We start from the raw sequence: 15,867 nt of genomic DNA, 5'->3' as shown, positions 1-15,867 counted from the left end.
TATTTAGGGCCATTTTTGGCCACTATGTGCGTGTGGACGAAACTGGCCACTGCGATGTGGTGGTGGGGGCTCAATTATTCGGGGCGATGCCGAACAGTAGTGCGTCGATTCCGGCTTCGAATGCTGTGTTGTTGTCGATCGATTCTGTTGTGGCTGCAGATTCTGTTGTGGGTGCGCTGATATCGGTGCTCGCATACAGTGCCGCCAGGTGCGGATAGTCGCCGTGGGCGAGTAGTGCGCCGATGTGTTCGGCCCCGCTGTTGGCAGAGGAGCCGGCGGACATTCCCGCAGATTCTTGCGCTGCGAAGCTGGTAACCCAGCCTGTGAGTAGTGCGATTCCGGTCATCGTCGCCGGTGCGCTCAGGCCGGTCGGTGACAGCGCGCCGACCATCTGGTCGAGGTAGCGCATCGACTGCGGGCCGAGGCCGGTCGGCTGGATCTGACTGAGCCAAGGGTGTCGGCGGTGAATCGCCCTCGACTGCACGGCGATGGCGAGGACGTCGGTGCGCACGTTTCCGGTCAGTGGCGGGTAGTCGTATTCGGCCCCGACGGAGTCGGCCATGAGCGCCATCAGGTCGTCCTTGCCGTTGACGTACCGGTACAACGACGCGGCGGCCGTGCCCAGTTCTTGTGCGACACCGCGCATCGACACTGCGCGGAGCCCCTGGTCGTCGGCGATTCGGACGCACGTGTCGGCAAGTTGTTCCAGCGTGTAAGCCGGGCGGGGTCCTCGTTTGGTGTCCTCGCCTCGCAGCCACATCGAGGCCGGTGGTCCGGCGTTGGTCATAGCACCAAGCATGCCCCACTTCAGTAGTTGCGAACACTGTTCGCAGTTGTCTATTCTCTAATTGCGAACAGTGTTCCCAATTGAGGAGGTAGACATGCCGGCTATCGAAGCGGAATCACTCACCAGGTGTTACGGAAAACGCACGGTGGTCGACGGTGTGAATCTGAGCGTCCCCGCGGGGACTGTTCATGCGTTGCTCGGACCGAACGGTTCCGGCAAGACGACGATCGTGCGGATGCTTGCCACGCTGTTGCGGCCCAGTGCGGGCAGCGCTCGTGTTCTCGGTTTCGACACAGTCCTGGCCGCCGCGCAGGTGAAGAAGAGCATCGGACTGGTCGGACAATTTCATGCCGTGGATCCTCGTCTGACCGGCGCCGAGAATCTCGCTATGTTTGCTCGGCTCAATGGATATGCGGCTAAGGCTGCGCGTCTGCATGTGGGGGAACTACTAGAAAGATTTGAACTCCTCGATGCTGCCGACCGGCAGGTGCAGACGTATTCCGGCGGCATGCGAAGGCGACTCGACATCGTCGCGGGAATGGTGGTGCGCCCGGCCGTTCTGTTCCTCGACGAACCGACGACAGGTCTCGATCCCCGAAGCCGACACGAAATCTACGAATACGTACGAAGTTTCGTGAACGACGGTACGACCGTCGTACTGACCACCCAATACCTCGACGAGGCCGACAAGCTGGCGGACAGCGTCACCATCATCGACGCCGGAAAAGTAGTTGCTGCCGGAACCCCGGACGAGATCGTCGAGGCTGTGGGAACAGGTCTCGACGTGGTGATCGCCGACGAGCACCGATGTGGTGAGGTCACCGAGATTGTCGGGCGATTCGGCGGCCGGCCAGGTGCTTCTCACGATTCGGCGACGGAACTGTCCTTTGCCTTCGACGGGCAGTCGATCGCGCTGCTGCCGATACTGCGGGCGCTCGACGACGCCGGAATTGCCGTGCAGGACATCGGGCGTCGCCGGGCAACACTCGACGACGCCTTCCTGGCCCTCACCGGCCACACCAGCGAGAGGATTTCCGCATGACCACGCCCACCCGAAGTGCCGTCTCGGCGTTTACCGGCACCCGAATTCTGTTCATGCGGATCGTTGCGGTGTATCGCCACGCGCCCGCACTGGTTGCAGTGACTCTTGCTGCGCCCCTTGGCATGATGCTGCTGTTCGGTTTCGTTTTCGGTGGTGCACTGTCCGGTGGCGCCGACGGGGTCGCGTATCGGTCGTATCTCACTCCGGGTGTACTTGTCCTTGTTGCGTCGATGGGCTTGGTGGTCACCGCTTCGACAGTGAATGCCGATCTGCACAGCGGCCTGACCGACCGACTTCGTGCATTGCCCATCCATCCTGTTGCTATGCCTGCGGGCCTGGCACTGGCGGAAACCGTCACCGGCGCAGTGGCTTTGGCCGCTATGGCGGGAGTCGGGTATCTGTCGGGATGGCGGATCGACGCGTCGGCCACAGACGTGGCGCTTGCGATCGTGCTGCTCGTCGCATTCCGGTGGGCACTCGCCTGGCTCGGGATCGTGCTCGGCAGTGCCATCCGGGACGAGCAGATGCTCCAACAGCTCGCCCCGCTGATCTTCGGGACGATCATGCTCTCGAACGTCTTTGTCCCCACCGAGACCATGCCGAGTGTTGTTGCAACGGTGGCCGAGTGGAATCCCGTCAGTGCGGTGGTCGCAGCGCTGCGTGAGCTGTTCGGTTCGGGTACCAGTGTTGCGCCCGATGCATCGTGGCCCATGCAGCATCCCGTTGCCGCGGCGTTCGGGTGGACTGCGGTGCTGCTAGCGGTCGCGATCCCGATTGCAGTGCGGCGCTACTCGTCATCGCAGTAACCGCGCTGTCGCAGTAACCTCACCTGCGTGGCCCTCATACACAGTGCGCAATTGAATCCGTCGAAGATCGAACTGCTCAGTGCTTGGGTGCCTGGGCAACCGTGGGTCGGATCCGCCGATACCTCGAGCCTCGAGCACATCGACGCGTACCGCTTCGATGATCCGGACGGCGAGGTCGGCATCGAGACGCATCTGCTCCGCACTGCGGACGGAGCGGTTCTCCAGATCCCGCTCACGTATCGAGGTGCTCCACTAGTCGGGGCGGAAGCCTTCCTGGTCTCCACCATGGACCATTCCGTCCTGGGGCAGCGCTGGGTGTACGACGCGTGCTGCGATCCGGTGTACGTCCGCGCACTGGCAACGACCATCGTCACCGGAGGAACCGAAGCGGCGCTGGAGTTCGCTGACCCCGGCAATGCCCGTGAGGTCACAACACATGTGTTGGGTAGCGGGTCCGGAGACGTTCCGTCGATCGGGGCGGTGAACTGCTCCACCGCGGGTTCGGCAACAACGATGGGTTCGGCAACAACGATCACATCCGGGATGCTGGAACTGACGGTGTTCAGAGTGATCGACGCCGGCGCTGAATTGGGTGAACTCAGCCTGACCGGAACGTGGCCCGGCCAGGCTGAGCGCGCCTTGCTCGCGTCGCTGCAGATCGGTTAGTGCGAACCTTCGATGATTCCGGGCATCGCGTCGTAGTCGAAGACTCGCGCATGGAGAACGACGCGATTCCGCAGTGCTGAACGCACCGCCCGGTGCAGGCCGTCTTCGAGGTACAAGGTGCCCTTCCACTGGACGGCGTGTGGGAAGAGATCGCCGTAGAACGTGGAGTCCTCCGACAGAAGGCGGTCAAGCTCGAGGACCTTGGTGGTGGTCACGATCTCGTCGAGCCGGACCTGACGCGGCGGAAATTTGGACCAGTCACGAAGGGACAGTCCGTGGTCGGGATACGGCTTGCCGTCCATCACGCCCTTGAAAATCATGACTCCACAGTAAGGCCACCACCCGAGACTGGCGCTCGGGCGATTAGACTGCCAGTTGAGATCAGTGCACACAGCGCGCGGGAAACGGAGGTCGCAACGATGTCGAGTACCGACGACAGGCGATTCGAGGTTCTGCGCGCAATTGTCGCGGACTACGTTTCCACGCAGGATCCGGTCGGATCGAAGGCTCTGGTCGAGCGTCACAACCTTGGTGTGTCGAGTGCCACCGTGCGCAACGACATGGCGTTTCTCGAAGCCGAGGGCTACATCGCCCAACCCCACACCAGTTCTGGGCGCGTGCCGACAGACAAGGGATACCGTGAGTTCGTCGACCGCATAGCCGACGTCAAACCGCTGTCCGGGCCCGAGCGCCGCGCCATTCTGGAATTTCTGGAATCCGGCGTCGACCTCGACGACGTGCTGCGGCGCGGTGTGCGTCTGCTGGCTCAATTGACCCGGCAGGTAGCCGTAGTTCAGTACCCGACACTCTCGGCGTCGTCGGTCCGTCATCTCGAAGTGGTGGCGTTGACCCCGGCGAGGTTGCTTCTCGTTCTCATCACCGACTCCGGGCGCGTCGATCAACGCATCGTCGAGTTGGGTGACGTTCTGGTGGACGAGGATCTGTCCAGGTTGCGTGCACTGCTGGGCGGCGCGCTGGAAGGCAAGCGTCTGGCAGCAGCCTCCATCGCCGTCTCCGAACTGGCCGACGAGGCTCCCGACGATCTGCGCGACGCCGTTGTCCGGTCCGCGACGATCCTGGTCGAGACGCTGGTCGAGCATCCCGAGGAGCGTCTTGTCCTCGGCGGAACGGCCAACCTGACGCGCAACGCCTCCGACTTCTCCGGCCTGGCCGGATTCCCGGGTTCGTTGCGGGCGGTTCTCGAAGCGCTCGAAGAGCAGGTGGTGGTGCTGAAACTGCTGGCATCGACCCAGAACGCCGGGATGGTCACCGTCCGGATCGGTGAAGAAACTCAGGTCGAGCAAATGCGCGGGACCTCCGTGATTTCGACGGGCTACGGTGCGGCCGGTACCGTTTTCGGTGGTGTCGGTGTGCTCGGTCCCACTCGGATGGACTATCCGGGAACAATTGCATCGGTTGCCGCCGTTGCCAGATACATCGGCGAAGTCCTCTCCGAACGATGACGTGCGTCGCCGCAGGCCGACGCTCCTCTTCGTGAGGTACGAGGAAAACTAGAAGTAAGAGAAGGACGAGAGAAAAAACGTGGCACGGGATTACTACGGATTGCTCGGCGTCGACAAGAACGCGACCGATCAGGAACTCAAGCGCGCATACCGCAAGCTGGCTCGCGAACTGCACCCTGACGTCAACCCGGACGAGGCAGCGCAGGCCCAGTTCAAGGAGATCTCGACGGCGTACGAGGTTCTCACCGATCCGGAGAAGCGTCGCATCGTGGACCTCGGCGGCGATCCCCTCGAATCCGGTGGGGGCGGCGGTGGCGGCTTCGGCGGTGGATTCGGTGGCGGCGGCCTCGGCGACGTCTTCGAAGCGTTCTTCGGTGGCGGCGGTGGCGCAGGCCGTGGACCTCGCGGACGCGTGCAACCCGGTGCCGATTCCCTGCTGCGCACCAAACTGACTCTCGAAGAATGTGCGACGGGCGTCAGCAAGCACGTCACCGTCGAGACCGCGATTCTGTGTGACAGTTGTACGGGCGCCGGCACGAACGGTGATTCCAAGCCTGTCCGTTGCGAGACGTGTAACGGCGCCGGTGAAGTGCAGTCTGTCCAGCGTTCGTTCCTCGGCCAGGTCATGACGTCGCGTCCGTGCCCCACGTGCCGCGGCGCCGGCGAGACCATTCCCGATCCGTGCCACAAGTGTGGTGGCGACGGCCGCGTCCGCGCGAAGCGCGACATCACCGTGAAGGTTCCGGCGGGTGTTGCAGGCGGCATGCGTATCCGTTTGACCGCGCAGGGTGAGGTCGGCCCCGGTGGTGGACATCCCGGCGACCTGTACGTCGAGATCGTCGAGCAGCAGCATGAGGTCTTCGTCCGCGACGGCGAAGATCTGCACTGCACCATTCGCGTCCCCATGGTCGATGCGGCGCTGGGTACGACGGTCACCGTTGACACCATCATCGACGGCCCCAAGGAAATCGTCATCGAGCCGGGAACTCAGCCCGGTCACGTCGCCGTTGTTCGCGGACACGGTATGCCGAAGTTGCGGTCCGGTACGCGCGGCGATCTCCACGCTCACCTCGAAGTGGTCATCCCGAGCCGCCTCGACAACAAGCAGTCCAAGTTGCTCAAGGAATTCAAGTTGCTCCGCGATCGTGACGAGGCCGAAGTTGTCTCCACCGGGTCGCAGAACAGTGGCGGGTTGTTCTCGCGTCTTCGCGAAGCATTCAGCGGCCGCTGACAGTGGCTGCGACGGTCTTTTTCCTCGACCCCGTTCCGGGCGTCGGTGAGACTGCGGTTCTGGACGGTCCGGAGGGTCGCCATGCGGCGACCGTCCGCCGGATCGGTGTCGGTGAGCGCCTTGTACTGGCTGACGGCCGTGGCCGCGTCGCCGACGCCGAGGTGACCGCAGCCGGGAAAGACCGCTTGGAACTTCTGGTCAGTGACGTACAGGTACTCGAGCAACCGAAGCCGCTGGTGACGCTCGTTCAGGCATTGCCGAAGGCGGAGCGTTCCGAGTTGGCTGTCGAGTTGGCCACCGAGGCCGGTGTCGACGCCGTCATTCCGTGGCAGTCACTGCGGTGCGTCGCCAAATGGGAAGGCGCGAAGCTCACCAAAGGCGTCGCTCGTTGGCGTAGTGCCGCGGTGTCGGCGGCCAAGCAGTCGCGCCGGGCATTTGTTCCGGAGATCGCTGAGCTGCACAAGACCGCGGCTGTGGTCGCGGTGGTTCGCGAAGCCGTTGCGCGCGGCGCCGTGGTAGCTGTTCTGCACGAGTCGGCCACCACTGCGCTGGCGGCACTTCCCCTGGCAAGTGCGGAAGAAGTATTTCTGGTTGTCGGACCTGAAGGTGGGCTCGACGACTCGGAAATCGCTGCACTCTCGGAGGCGGGCGCAACCCCCGTGCTACTCGGCCCGACTGTGCTGCGAACCTCGACGGCCGGCGCAGTTGCATTGGGGGCCATCGGTGTTCTGACCGATCGCTGGGGACCACGACCGCTGCACTGATCGGTATGTGATCTGAAGCCAATTGAGACCTTGCGCTCAGCGAAGTGTCAGCCATGACCACTATCGTTGAATTGCCCGGCGGCGTTCCGCGGGTTCGTTCGGAAATCTCAGGAGGACAGATGCGCTCACGTGCGCACAAGCGAGTTGCAGGCGCGGTGGCTGCCGTCGCGGCAATGATGCTGGCTGCGGGGTGCACCGTATCCACTGACGACAAGGCCGATCCGGCTGCGAGTGCTGTTGCCACCACGGCAACCAGCGTCGCTGTCATCTCGGTGTCGCCTGCAGAAGGCGGCACTCCGATCAACCCGCTCGACCCCATCACCGTCGAGGTCGCCAAAGGCACTTTGACGAGTGTCACCCTCACGAACCCTGAGGGTAAGGACGTCGCCGGAATCATCACGCCGGACAAGACCGCGTGGAAGCCGAGTGAACCACTGGGCTACGGCAAGTCCTACGACCTGGTTGTCGATGCAGTCGACTCGAATGGTGTTGCCACAACCAAGAATACGACGCTCACGACTGTCGCCCCGAGCAATCAAACGCGGGCATACATCAACACGACCGGCGGCGCGTCGATCTCCGAGGGCGGCACATACGGCGTCGGCACCGTCGTTGCGGTTCACTTCGACGAATCGATCGGAGACAAGGCCGCTGCCGAGAAGTCGCTACTGGTGACGACCAATCCGCCGGTCACCGGATCCTGGTACTGGGTGGACAGTCAGAACGTTCACTGGCGCCCGCAGGAGTACTACACGCCGGGAACCACGGTGTCGGTGAGCGCGAACATCTACGGCAAAGAGTTAGGCAAGGGTCTGTACGGCGAGCAGGACGACACCGTCGCCTTCACGATCGGTGACTCCCACATCTCCATTGCCGACGACAACACCAAGATGGTGACCGTGTACGAAAACGGTCAGGTGATCAAGGAAATGCCGACGTCCATGGGCATGGGTGGAACCGAAACCATCGGCGACACCACACTGTCCTTCTGGACACAACCAGGCACGTACACCGTCATGGACAAGGCAAACCCGGTCATCATGGACTCGTCCACGTACGGTCTGCCCATCAACTCGCGGCTCGGGTACAAGGAGACCATCAACTGGGCGACGCGCATCAGCACCGACGGTATCTATCTGCACGAGTTGGAAAGCACCGTCTGGGCTCAGGGCAACACCGACACGTCACACGGTTGCCTCAATCTCAGTGCGGCCAATGCCAAATGGTTCTTCGACTTCGCGCAGCCCGGTGACGTTGTCGAGATCAAGAACACCGGTGGCGCTCCGCTCGAGGTGTGGCAGAACGGCGACTGGACCCTGTCCTGGGACCAGTGGGCCGCGGGCAGCGCCCTCGCCTGAGCTAGGTTTTCCTGGTGTCTCGGATCAAGATTTCCTACGGTTCCCACGGTCAGCAGTTCGGTCATCTGTATGTTCCCGATACCGTTGACGGCCCAGTGCCTGTTGTCGTGCAGATCCACGGCGGATTCTGGAGCGGGCAGTACGGGCTGAACCTCGGCACCGCGTTTGCCGTCGAACTCGCGCGAGCTGGTGTGGCGGTCTGGAACATCGAGTACCGGCGCCTTGGGGCTGGCGGCGGCTGGCCGGAGATGTCCGCAGACGTGAAAACCGCGTACGACGCGATTCCCGGGATTGTGGCCGAAGCTACCGAGATCGAATTCGACCTGACGAAGGTTCGCCTTGTCGGGCACTCCGCCGGTGGGCACCTCGCAGTCTGGTTGGCGGGGGAGAAGGACGTGTTCACGCGCCCGGAGCGCGTTGTCGCGCAGGCCGCCGCACTGGATCTTGCGTCGGCGGCCGAGCGTGGTCGACGGATCAGCTACATCGAGGATCTTTTCGGCATCCCCTTCGAATCGGATCCGGATCTGTATCGGAGTGCGTCGCCGCAACATCGGTTGCCGATCGGCGTCCCCGTTGTGTGTGTGACGGGCAGCGATGATCTGCAAGTCCCGGCCAAGGTCAGTGCGCGGTACGTGAGGGCGGCGCAGGCAGCCGGTGATCCCGTGGCATTGCGTGTGGTCGAGGGCGAGGGGCACGATGCATTTCTCTCGCCCGGGGCCGAGTCGTGGAGGGTCTCCCGTGAACTGGTTCTGGAAGACCCACAGGCTACGTCACACTGATACCAGAGCCTTTTTGCCCGGCAGGATGAACGCGACGACGATCGCGCCGACGAGCAGTGCGAGGCCGCCCGCCCAACTGGCGGCCGAGATCGCGTCGGCATACGCGGCACCGGCTGCGTCGAGTAGCGGCTGAGCTCGAGCCGCGGCCAATGGATTGTCGGCCATCTCTTCGGCGACCAGGGAAGCGCCGCCGACGGATTCTCCGGACACTTCGAGTGCGTAGGCGGCTTGTTCGGCCAGTTCGCCGGTCAGTTGCGGGACCTGCATTCCGCTGATGAATCCGGCAATCGAATCTTTGTAGCTTGCAGCCAGAATCGAGCCGAGGACGGCAATTCCGAGTGAACCGCCGAGTTCGATGGCAGTGTCGTTGAGACCGCCGGCACCGCCAAGATCGTCCTCGGAGAAGTTGTCCATGATGGCGTCGGTGGCCGGTGGTTCACTGAGGCCGATGCCGAGACCGAGCAGGATCAGCGGGACCGCGAACATCCAGTAGCCGGAGTCGCCGTCCACCTGCGTGAGGATGAGGACGCCGATCGCAGCGATGAGCATGCCACCGACGATGGATGCGCGGACACCGATCAGCGGGGTGATCCGGCCGCTGACCACCGCACCGATCGACACGGCAATTGCCAAGGGCAACAGACGGACACCGGTCTCGAGTGCTCCGTATCCGAGAATGAACTGGAATTGCTGCGAGATGTAGTAGATAGCGCCGAATGCGGCCAGGAACAGAAGCAGTACGGCAAGTGTTGCGCCGCCGACCACACGCTGACCGAGTTTACGGACGTCGAGGAGCGGTTGGGGATGCCGCAGTTCCCAGACGACAAACATCGTGAGGCCGAGTGCGGCAAGCACTGCTGCGCTGATGGGTCCTGCGGTCCAACCGAAGTGGAAGCCGTTGATGATCGAGTAGACAAGTGCGCCGATGGTGACGACCGACAGCGCGCCGCCGATCCAGTCGATGCGACCGAGGTGCTCGGCCTTGCTCGGCGGCACCAGGAATACGGCGGCCAGGGCAGCAACTGCTGCGATTGGAACGTTGATCAGGAATGTGGCACTCCAGGAATGACTTTCGAGAATCCATCCGGCCAGCAGAGGGCCGAGCGCGATGGCAAGACCCGAGGTGGCTGCCCACGCTGCGATAGCGCGTGAGCGTTCGGATTTCGGGAAGGTCGCGACCAGGAGTGACAGCGTCGCGGGCATGATGATCGCGGCACCGACGCCCATGATCATGCGGGCCGCGATGACGGCGGTGGTGGTGTCGGCAATGCTGCCGAAGACTGCGCCGCCGGCGAACACCGCGAGTCCGGCGAGGAGTGCACCGCGACGACTGTACTTGTCGCCGATCACGCCGAACAGCAGCATCAACGCGGCGTAGGGGACCGTGTAGCCGTCGATGACCCATTGAAGTTGTGTGCTGGTGAGTCCGAGGTCGCGGGTCATGTCCGGCGCCGCGACGATCAGTGCCGTGTTGGCCATGACCACGATCAGCAAGCTCAGACACAGCACCCCGAGCGCGGCCCATCGCCGTGGATACGGCTGGTCCATTTCTGTGACCGGTTTGCTCACGAGTGTTGTCATGGCGTGACTCCGTTTCTGATCTATTTGCACAGTGCTGTGTAAGTTAATAACTTGCACACCATTGTGCAACTATCATTGATGTAGATCACACGAGGAAGGTGGACAACGCGTTGACGGAATCGGGAACTGCTGTGCCGGCAACGCGGCAGCGACGCAGTCAGGCGCGGGCGAACCGCAGTCGCATCATCGAAGCGGCGATCACAGCATTTGCAGTCGATCCCGACGCCAGCATGGACGACGTCGCAAAAGCCGCCGGCGTCGTGCGGCGGACCGTGTACGCACACTTCGAGAGCCGTGACGCCCTGATCAACGGAATCGTGGACGAGGCGTCGGCTGATCTGGTGGCGGCGTTGAGCCGTGCGGGGGAGCCGCCCGAGAACCCGGAACTTGCGACCGCCGTGCTGGCGTTGTTGGCCTGGCCGGTGGGAGATCGGTTCCGGGTGCTGCTCAGCTTCGCCCGAAAGGAATTGGGTGAGCAGCGCATCCTCGACCTGATGGAACCCGCTCGTGCCTTGAGTATCAGGGTTGTCGAGCAAGGCCAGAGGGAAGGTATCTTCTCGACCTATCTGCCGGCCGAAACCTTGGTTGCGATGACCGAATCGGTGACCATCACGCTGTTCGACCAGGCAAACAGTGGGGTGATCACGGACTCGGGAGAGTCCTTCGCGATTGTGTGTCTCGTCCTGGTCGGGATCAGCCCGGACCGCAGCGCGGAGATAGTCGCGGACGCCTGGAAATGGATCCGAAAGTCAGTGCCGCCCGTTGCGCCCGGGGATTAACAAGTGGGCGGTGTCGGACTCGGGCGCTAGACTTCGAAGTATCGGAGCCCTCGGGTCGAGCGGGCTCTTTCGGACCAGGAAGCAGGCCATATTCTCCACGTGAGTGAACACAGTGAGTTCGGCGGCAACCGTACATCCACCGTTACCGAGCGCGCTCTGCCCGCAGAGCGCACCGTCCGATCGAGTATGGACCTGGCGCCGGAGACCGTGCGTCAACTCCTGGGATCGACGGACGAAAACCTCACCGCGATCGAACGTGAGCTTTCTGCCGATATTCACGTTCGTGGCGGCACCATCACACTGTCCGGAACACCGGCCGACGTTGCCCTCGCGGAGCGGGTATTCGCCGAGCTGGCCGTGATGGCCAGGCGCGGACAGCCCATCGCACCCGACGCCGTCCGCAGAACCATCGGCATGCTCACCAACGAGGTCGGGGAGTCCCCGGCCGAGGTGCTCTCGCTCGACATCTTGTCGCGGCGCGGCAAGACAATTCGTCCCAAGACGCTCAACCAGAAGCGCTACGTCGACGCGATCGACGAGAACACCATCGTCTTCGGCATCGGGCCGGCAGGCACCGGTAAGACGTACCTTGCGATGGCCAAGGCTGTGCAGGCCTTGCAGTCCAAGTCGGTCTCACGCATCATCCTGACCCGTCCGGCCGTCGAGGCGGGCGAGCGGTTGGGATTCCTGCCCGGCACGTTGCACGAGAAAATCGATCCGTACCTGCGCCCCTTGCACGACGCCTTGCACGACATGATGGACCCCGAAGCCATTCCGAAACTGATGGCAGCCGGGGTCATCGAGGTGGCGCCACTGGCGTACATGCGTGGTCGCACCCTGAATGACGCGTTCATCATCCTGGACGAGGCGCAGAACACCACGGCCGAACAGATGAAGATGTTCCTCACCAGGCTCGGATTCGGATCCAAGATCGTTGTCACCGGAGACGTCACGCAGGTCGACCTGCCTGGCGGTGCGCGATCGGGACTACGGGCGGCATCCGAAATCCTCACGGGCATCAACGATATCCACTTCGCGAAGCTCGACAGCAGCGACGTCGTCCGCCATCGATTGGTCTCCGACATCGTCGACGCCTATGAACGCCACGAAACGGATCGCGACGGGGAGCCGAGGCTCGGCAACCGAGCACAACGCCGCGCTGCGCATGCTCATTCGCCTCGACGGTAGGCTGAGCGACGCACCAACCCCTACTTTTCCCAGGAAAGAGCGTCGCACATGAGCATCGAGGTCTCGAACGAATCGGGCATGGACATCTCCGAACCGGAGTTGATCAGTGTCGCCCGTTTCGTGATCGCACGGATGGATGTCCATCCGGCGGCCGAGCTGTCGATGGTTCTCGTCGACTCCGCGACGATGGCAGATCTGCACGTCCGGTGGATGGATCTTCCGGGTCCGACCGACGTCATGTCCTTCCCGATGGACGAACTGGAGCCAGGCGGACGCCCCGACTCCCCGGAACCCGGACCGTCGATGCTCGGCGACATCGTCTTGTGCCCGTCGTTCGCGGCCGATCAGGCAGACAAGGCCGGGCATTCACTGGCCCACGAGCTTGCGTTGCTGACGGTCCACGGGGTGCTGCACCTCCTCGGCTACGACCACGCGGAGCCGGAAGAGGAGAAGGAGATGTTCGGACTGCAGAACAGTCTCCTCGAAGAGTGGTACGAGGATTTGCGTCGGATCGAACGCGAGGCCGCGCTGGCGGAGCGAGATCAGAAACTGCTCGGCAAGACCGGGTTCGTCGACGGCGCAGACCGATAATCGAACAGCCGGGGGATCTGTAGTGAGTAGCGCAATCGCGCTGTTGGTACTAGCCGTTGCTCTGGTCCCGGTCGGTGGACTCTTCGCCGCCGTGGATTCGGCGCTCAACACGATATCGTCGGCACGCATCGACGAGATGGCAAAAGAGGAGCGAGCAGGCGCTGAGCGCGTGCAACGCATTCTGACCGATCGTCCGCGATACGTGAATCTCATGGTGTTGCTTCGCATTTTGTGCGAGATCACCGCAACAGTCGTGTTGGCAGGCGCACTCATCGATGTGATGTCGATGGGCTGGGCTCTGACAACCACGGCGGCTGTCATGGTGCTGGTCTCGTACGTGGTGATCGGTGTCGGGCCGAGGACGCTCGGTCGTCAACATGCGTACTCGATCGCTCTGACGGCGTCGTTGCCGCTGTTGTGGATCGGTGTTCTTCTCGGGCCGGTCAGTCGCATCCTCATTCTTCTGGGTAATGCGCTGACGCCGGGTAAAGGTTTCCGGAACGGCCCGTTCGCGTCGGAAATCGAACTGCGTGAACTGGTCGACATGGCACAGGCTCGCGGCGTCGTGGACGACGAAGAGCGTCGCATGATCCAGTCCGTGTTCGATCTCGGCGACACGTCCGCCCGCGAGGTCATGGTGCCGCGCACCGACATGGTGTGGATCGAGAACGACAAGAGCGCCGGACAGGCAACATCGTTGGCAGTGCGCAGCGGACACTCGCGCCTACCGGTGATCGGTGAGAACGTCGACGACGTTCTTGGTGTCGTGTACCTGAAAGACCTGGTGAAACAGACCTATCACCTGCCCGACGGCGGCCGCAGCGTCAATGTCTGTGAGGTGATGCGTCCGGCGGTATTCGTTCCGGATTCAAAGCCACTCGACAGCCTGCTCGCCGAAATGCAGCGCGACCGCAACCACATGGCGATCCTCGTCGACGAGTACGGCGGAATTGCCGGGCTCGCGACCATCGAGGACGTCATCGAGGAAATCGTCGGCGAGATCGCGGACGAGTACGACGAAGACGAGACACCACCCGTCGAAGATCTTGGTGACGGGATGTTCCGCGTCTCGGCGCGCCTGCCCATCGAGGACCTCGGCGAACTGTTCGATCTGGAACTCGAGAACGACGAAGTCGAGACCGTCGGCGGTTTGATCGGTTACGTGCTCGGCCGGGTGCCGCTACCCGGATCCGAGGTGGAGTACGACGGTTTGATCCTGCGCGGTGAGGGAACGAACACCGGCCGTGGACGTGTGCGCATCAGCACGGTTTTTGTGCAGCGTGCGCCTCGCTCGGAAGACGATGCGGCAGAAGACAACGATGACTGAGCGAGACGTTCTACGAGGAGTAGGTATGAGTAAGAAGGAATTCCGGTCGGGGTTTGTGTGTTTCGTCGGCCGGCCCAATACGGGTAAGTCCACGTTGACCAACGCGTTGGTCGGCAGCAAGATCGCCATCACGTCCTCGCGTCCGCAGACGACGCGCCACACGATCCGCGGCATCGTGCACCGCGAGAATTCCCAGCTGATCCTGGTGGACACCCCGGGTTTGCACAAGCCGCGCACCCTGCTCGGCCAGCGCCTCAACGACCTGGTTCGTGACACGTACTCCGAGGTCGACGTCATTTGCCTGTGCATTCCGGCTGACGAGCCCATCGGTCCCGGCGACCGCTGGATCGTGCAGCAGGTCCGCCAGATGGCGCCGAAGACGACGCTGGTCGGCATCGTCACCAAGATCGACAAGGTCAGCCGCGACGCCGTCGGCAAGCAGTTGCTAGCACTGTCCACCCTGCTCGGACCCGAGTGCGAAGTTGTGCCTGTGTCCGCCCAGTCGGGTGAGCAGGTCGAGATACTGGTCGACGTGCTGTCCGGTCTGATGGACGAGGGTCCGGCCTTCTACCCCGACGGTGAATTGACGGATGAGCCCGAAGAGGTACTCATGGCCGAACTCATCCGTGAGGCCGCGCTCGAAGGCCTCGGCGAGGAATTGCCGCACTCCCTCGCCGTCGTGATCGAAGAGGTCATTCCGCGTGAAGGACGCACCGAGAAGCAGGGCGAGATGCTCGACGTCCACGCTTTGCTCTATGTCGAGCGGCCCAGCCAGAAGGGCATCGTCATCGGCAAGGGCGGAGCGCGCCTACGGGAAGTAGGCACCAGCGCGCGTCTGCAGATCGAGAAGCTCCTCGGTGTGCGGATCTTCCTGGAGTTGCACGTCAAGGTTGCCAAGGACTGGCAGCGCGACCCCAAGCAGTTGGGCCGGCTCGGGTTCTAGGGCGCAGCCCCTTTGAGTACCAACAGGATCGACGACGCGACATCCGCGTTGTCGATACCTGTTGCCAGGCGGCGCAGTTGTAGGCCCACGATCATCGCGACGAGGTAGGACGCGACGGATTCCGGATCAGGTGCCCCGAGCGCGGTCAGGACTGCGACTCCCAAAGAGTCGTACGCCGCAAAACACTCCGCGGCTATCTGGTGAAGTTCGTGATCGCGGCCTGCGGCGACGAACATCTCGAACGGTGCGATCCGCTCGACCACAAAAGCGATGTCCTGCGCGATGCTCTCCGTGGCGGCCTCCGCATCCTCCGCGCTCAAATCCTGGTCGCGGTACTGCTCGACGAGCTCGAGTATGCGGGCAGTCTCCTCGGCCGCAAACCGGGACAGTGCGGCCCGGAGCATGTCCGACTGGCTCGGAAAGTGATACGTGACGGAACCCAGTGACACCCCGGCGTCGGATGCAATGCGACGGTTACTCACACCGGAGATACCTTCGGTGGCAACGATGTGAAGTACCGCGTCGAGGATGCTTGTTCGGATGTCTACTGCGGCCATTTGGG

17 protein-coding genes are annotated in these 15,867 nt (G+C 62.9%); 13 read left to right on the top strand and 4 right to left on the bottom strand.

The window, feature by feature from the left end:
* Nucleotides 1–70 precede the first annotated feature (70 nt).
* A complete protein-coding gene (locus tag EEB13_RS20285) occupies nt 71–787 on the bottom strand; it encodes a TetR/AcrR family transcriptional regulator (protein ID WP_261984601.1) in 717 nt (238 codons plus the stop codon).
* A gap of 94 nt (nt 788–881) precedes the next feature.
* On the opposite strand from EEB13_RS20285, the gene EEB13_RS20280 reads away from it, so the two are divergent.
* The 3 genes from EEB13_RS20280 to EEB13_RS20270 are packed head-to-tail and all read left to right on the top strand — an operon-like array spanning nt 882 to nt 3,301.
* Nucleotides 882–1,829, top strand: a complete 948-nt coding sequence (locus tag EEB13_RS20280) for an ATP-binding cassette domain-containing protein (protein WP_095885917.1) — start codon at nt 882–884, stop codon at nt 1,827–1,829.
* A complete protein-coding gene (locus tag EEB13_RS20275; protein ID WP_095885918.1) occupies nt 1,826–2,635 on the top strand; it encodes an ABC transporter permease in 810 nt (269 codons plus the stop codon). The genes EEB13_RS20280 and EEB13_RS20275 overlap by 4 nt, the downstream gene beginning before the upstream one ends.
* A 27-nt stretch (nt 2,636–2,662) precedes the next feature.
* Nucleotides 2,663–3,301, top strand: coding sequence for a CG0192-related protein (locus tag EEB13_RS20270; RefSeq protein WP_095885919.1), 639 nt, complete (start codon nt 2,663–2,665; stop codon nt 3,299–3,301).
* On the opposite strand, the gene EEB13_RS20265 is transcribed toward EEB13_RS20270, so the two are convergent.
* The gene (locus EEB13_RS20265; RefSeq protein ID WP_033232977.1) at nt 3,298–3,621 is read right to left on the bottom strand and encodes a type II toxin-antitoxin system VapB family antitoxin; all 324 of its coding nucleotides are present in this window, start codon (nt 3,619–3,621) and stop codon (nt 3,298–3,300) included. The two genes, EEB13_RS20270 and EEB13_RS20265, sit on opposite strands and share 4 nt — an antisense overlap.
* Nucleotides 3,622–3,720: 99 nt before the next feature.
* On the opposite strand from EEB13_RS20265, the gene hrcA reads away from it, so the two are divergent.
* The 5 genes from hrcA to EEB13_RS20240 all read left to right on the top strand — a co-directional run bounded on the left by hrcA (nt 3,721) and on the right by EEB13_RS20240 (nt 8,896).
* Nucleotides 3,721–4,764, top strand: coding sequence for a heat-inducible transcriptional repressor HrcA (gene hrcA, locus EEB13_RS20260; RefSeq protein WP_033232979.1), 1,044 nt, complete (start codon nt 3,721–3,723; stop codon nt 4,762–4,764).
* A gap of 79 nt (nt 4,765–4,843) precedes the next feature.
* On the top strand, nt 4,844–5,995 hold the full coding sequence (dnaJ, locus tag EEB13_RS20255; RefSeq protein WP_033232981.1) for a molecular chaperone DnaJ: 1,152 nt from the start codon (nt 4,844–4,846) through the stop codon (nt 5,993–5,995).
* 2 nt (nt 5,996–5,997) lie between these two features.
* Entirely contained in the window at nt 5,998–6,759 is a 762-nt protein-coding gene (locus EEB13_RS20250) for a 16S rRNA (uracil(1498)-N(3))-methyltransferase (RefSeq protein WP_095885920.1), read from the top strand.
* Between the two features lie 119 nt (nt 6,760–6,878).
* Complete coding sequence (locus tag EEB13_RS20245; protein WP_095887776.1) at nt 6,879–8,117, top strand: Ig-like domain-containing protein; 1,239 nt, start codon at nt 6,879–6,881, stop codon at nt 8,115–8,117.
* A 14-nt stretch (nt 8,118–8,131) separates the two neighbouring features.
* Nucleotides 8,132–8,896, top strand: a complete 765-nt coding sequence (locus EEB13_RS20240) for an alpha/beta hydrolase (protein ID WP_141486124.1) — start codon at nt 8,132–8,134, stop codon at nt 8,894–8,896.
* Here the strand turns inward: EEB13_RS20240 and EEB13_RS20235 are convergent.
* Nucleotides 8,888–10,477: an MFS transporter gene (locus tag EEB13_RS20235; RefSeq protein WP_141486123.1), complete on the bottom strand. Its 1,590-nt coding sequence runs from the start codon at nt 10,475–10,477 to the stop codon at nt 8,888–8,890. The genes EEB13_RS20240 and EEB13_RS20235 overlap by 9 nt on opposite strands.
* 98 nt (nt 10,478–10,575) lie before the next feature.
* On the opposite strand from EEB13_RS20235, the gene EEB13_RS20230 reads away from it, so the two are divergent.
* The 5 genes from EEB13_RS20230 (at nt 10,576) to era (ending at nt 15,305) form a co-directional block, all read left to right on the top strand.
* Entirely contained in the window at nt 10,576–11,256 is a 681-nt protein-coding gene (locus EEB13_RS20230) for a TetR/AcrR family transcriptional regulator (protein WP_045066997.1), read from the top strand.
* Nucleotides 11,257–11,355: 99 nt separating this feature from the next.
* Entirely contained in the window at nt 11,356–12,444 is a 1,089-nt protein-coding gene (locus tag EEB13_RS20225; RefSeq protein ID WP_033232988.1) for a PhoH family protein, read from the top strand.
* A 48-nt stretch (nt 12,445–12,492) separates the two neighbouring features.
* Nucleotides 12,493–13,035, top strand: coding sequence for an rRNA maturation RNase YbeY (gene ybeY / locus EEB13_RS20220; RefSeq protein ID WP_033232989.1), 543 nt, complete (start codon nt 12,493–12,495; stop codon nt 13,033–13,035).
* Nucleotides 13,036–13,057: 22 nt separating this feature from the next.
* Nucleotides 13,058–14,362 (top strand): hemolysin family protein, encoded by a 1,305-nt coding sequence (locus tag EEB13_RS20215; protein WP_033232990.1) that lies wholly within the window; start codon nt 13,058–13,060, stop codon nt 14,360–14,362.
* Between the two features lie 25 nt (nt 14,363–14,387).
* Nucleotides 14,388–15,305, top strand: a complete 918-nt coding sequence (gene era, locus EEB13_RS20210; protein WP_033232991.1) for a GTPase Era — start codon at nt 14,388–14,390, stop codon at nt 15,303–15,305.
* Here era and EEB13_RS20205 read toward each other — a convergent pair.
* The gene (locus tag EEB13_RS20205; protein WP_141486122.1) at nt 15,302–15,862 is read right to left on the bottom strand and encodes a TetR/AcrR family transcriptional regulator; all 561 of its coding nucleotides are present in this window, start codon (nt 15,860–15,862) and stop codon (nt 15,302–15,304) included. The two genes, era and EEB13_RS20205, sit on opposite strands and share 4 nt — an antisense overlap.
* Nucleotides 15,863–15,867 lie beyond the last annotated feature (5 nt).

The organism is Rhodococcus sp. WS3, from assembly GCF_003797085.1.
Classification (GTDB): domain Bacteria; phylum Actinomycetota; class Actinomycetes; order Mycobacteriales; family Mycobacteriaceae; genus Rhodococcus_F; species Rhodococcus_F globerula.
Note: the sequence above shows the minus strand (reverse complement) of the source record. Positions and strands in the feature narration are given on the sequence as shown.

Coding starts and splice junctions, on each gene's coding strand:
- EEB13_RS20285 (WP_261984601.1), bottom strand. CDS start 787: ATGACCAACGCCGGACCACCGGCCTCGATGTGGCTGCGAGGCGAGGAC.
- EEB13_RS20280 (WP_095885917.1), top strand. CDS start 882: ATGCCGGCTATCGAAGCGGAATCACTCACCAGGTGTTACGGAAAACGC.
- EEB13_RS20275 (WP_095885918.1), top strand. CDS start 1,826: ATGACCACGCCCACCCGAAGTGCCGTCTCGGCGTTTACCGGCACCCGA.
- EEB13_RS20265 (WP_033232977.1), bottom strand. CDS start 3,621: ATGATTTTCAAGGGCGTGATGGACGGCAAGCCGTATCCCGACCACGGA.
- hrcA (WP_033232979.1), top strand. CDS start 3,721: ATGTCGAGTACCGACGACAGGCGATTCGAGGTTCTGCGCGCAATTGTC.
- EEB13_RS20245 (WP_095887776.1), top strand. CDS start 6,879: ATGCGCTCACGTGCGCACAAGCGAGTTGCAGGCGCGGTGGCTGCCGTC.
- EEB13_RS20235 (WP_141486123.1), bottom strand. CDS start 10,477: ATGACAACACTCGTGAGCAAACCGGTCACAGAAATGGACCAGCCGTAT.
- ybeY (WP_033232989.1), top strand. CDS start 12,493: ATGAGCATCGAGGTCTCGAACGAATCGGGCATGGACATCTCCGAACCG.
- era (WP_033232991.1), top strand. CDS start 14,388: ATGAGTAAGAAGGAATTCCGGTCGGGGTTTGTGTGTTTCGTCGGCCGG.
- EEB13_RS20205 (WP_141486122.1), bottom strand. CDS start 15,862: ATGGCCGCAGTAGACATCCGAACAAGCATCCTCGACGCGGTACTTCAC.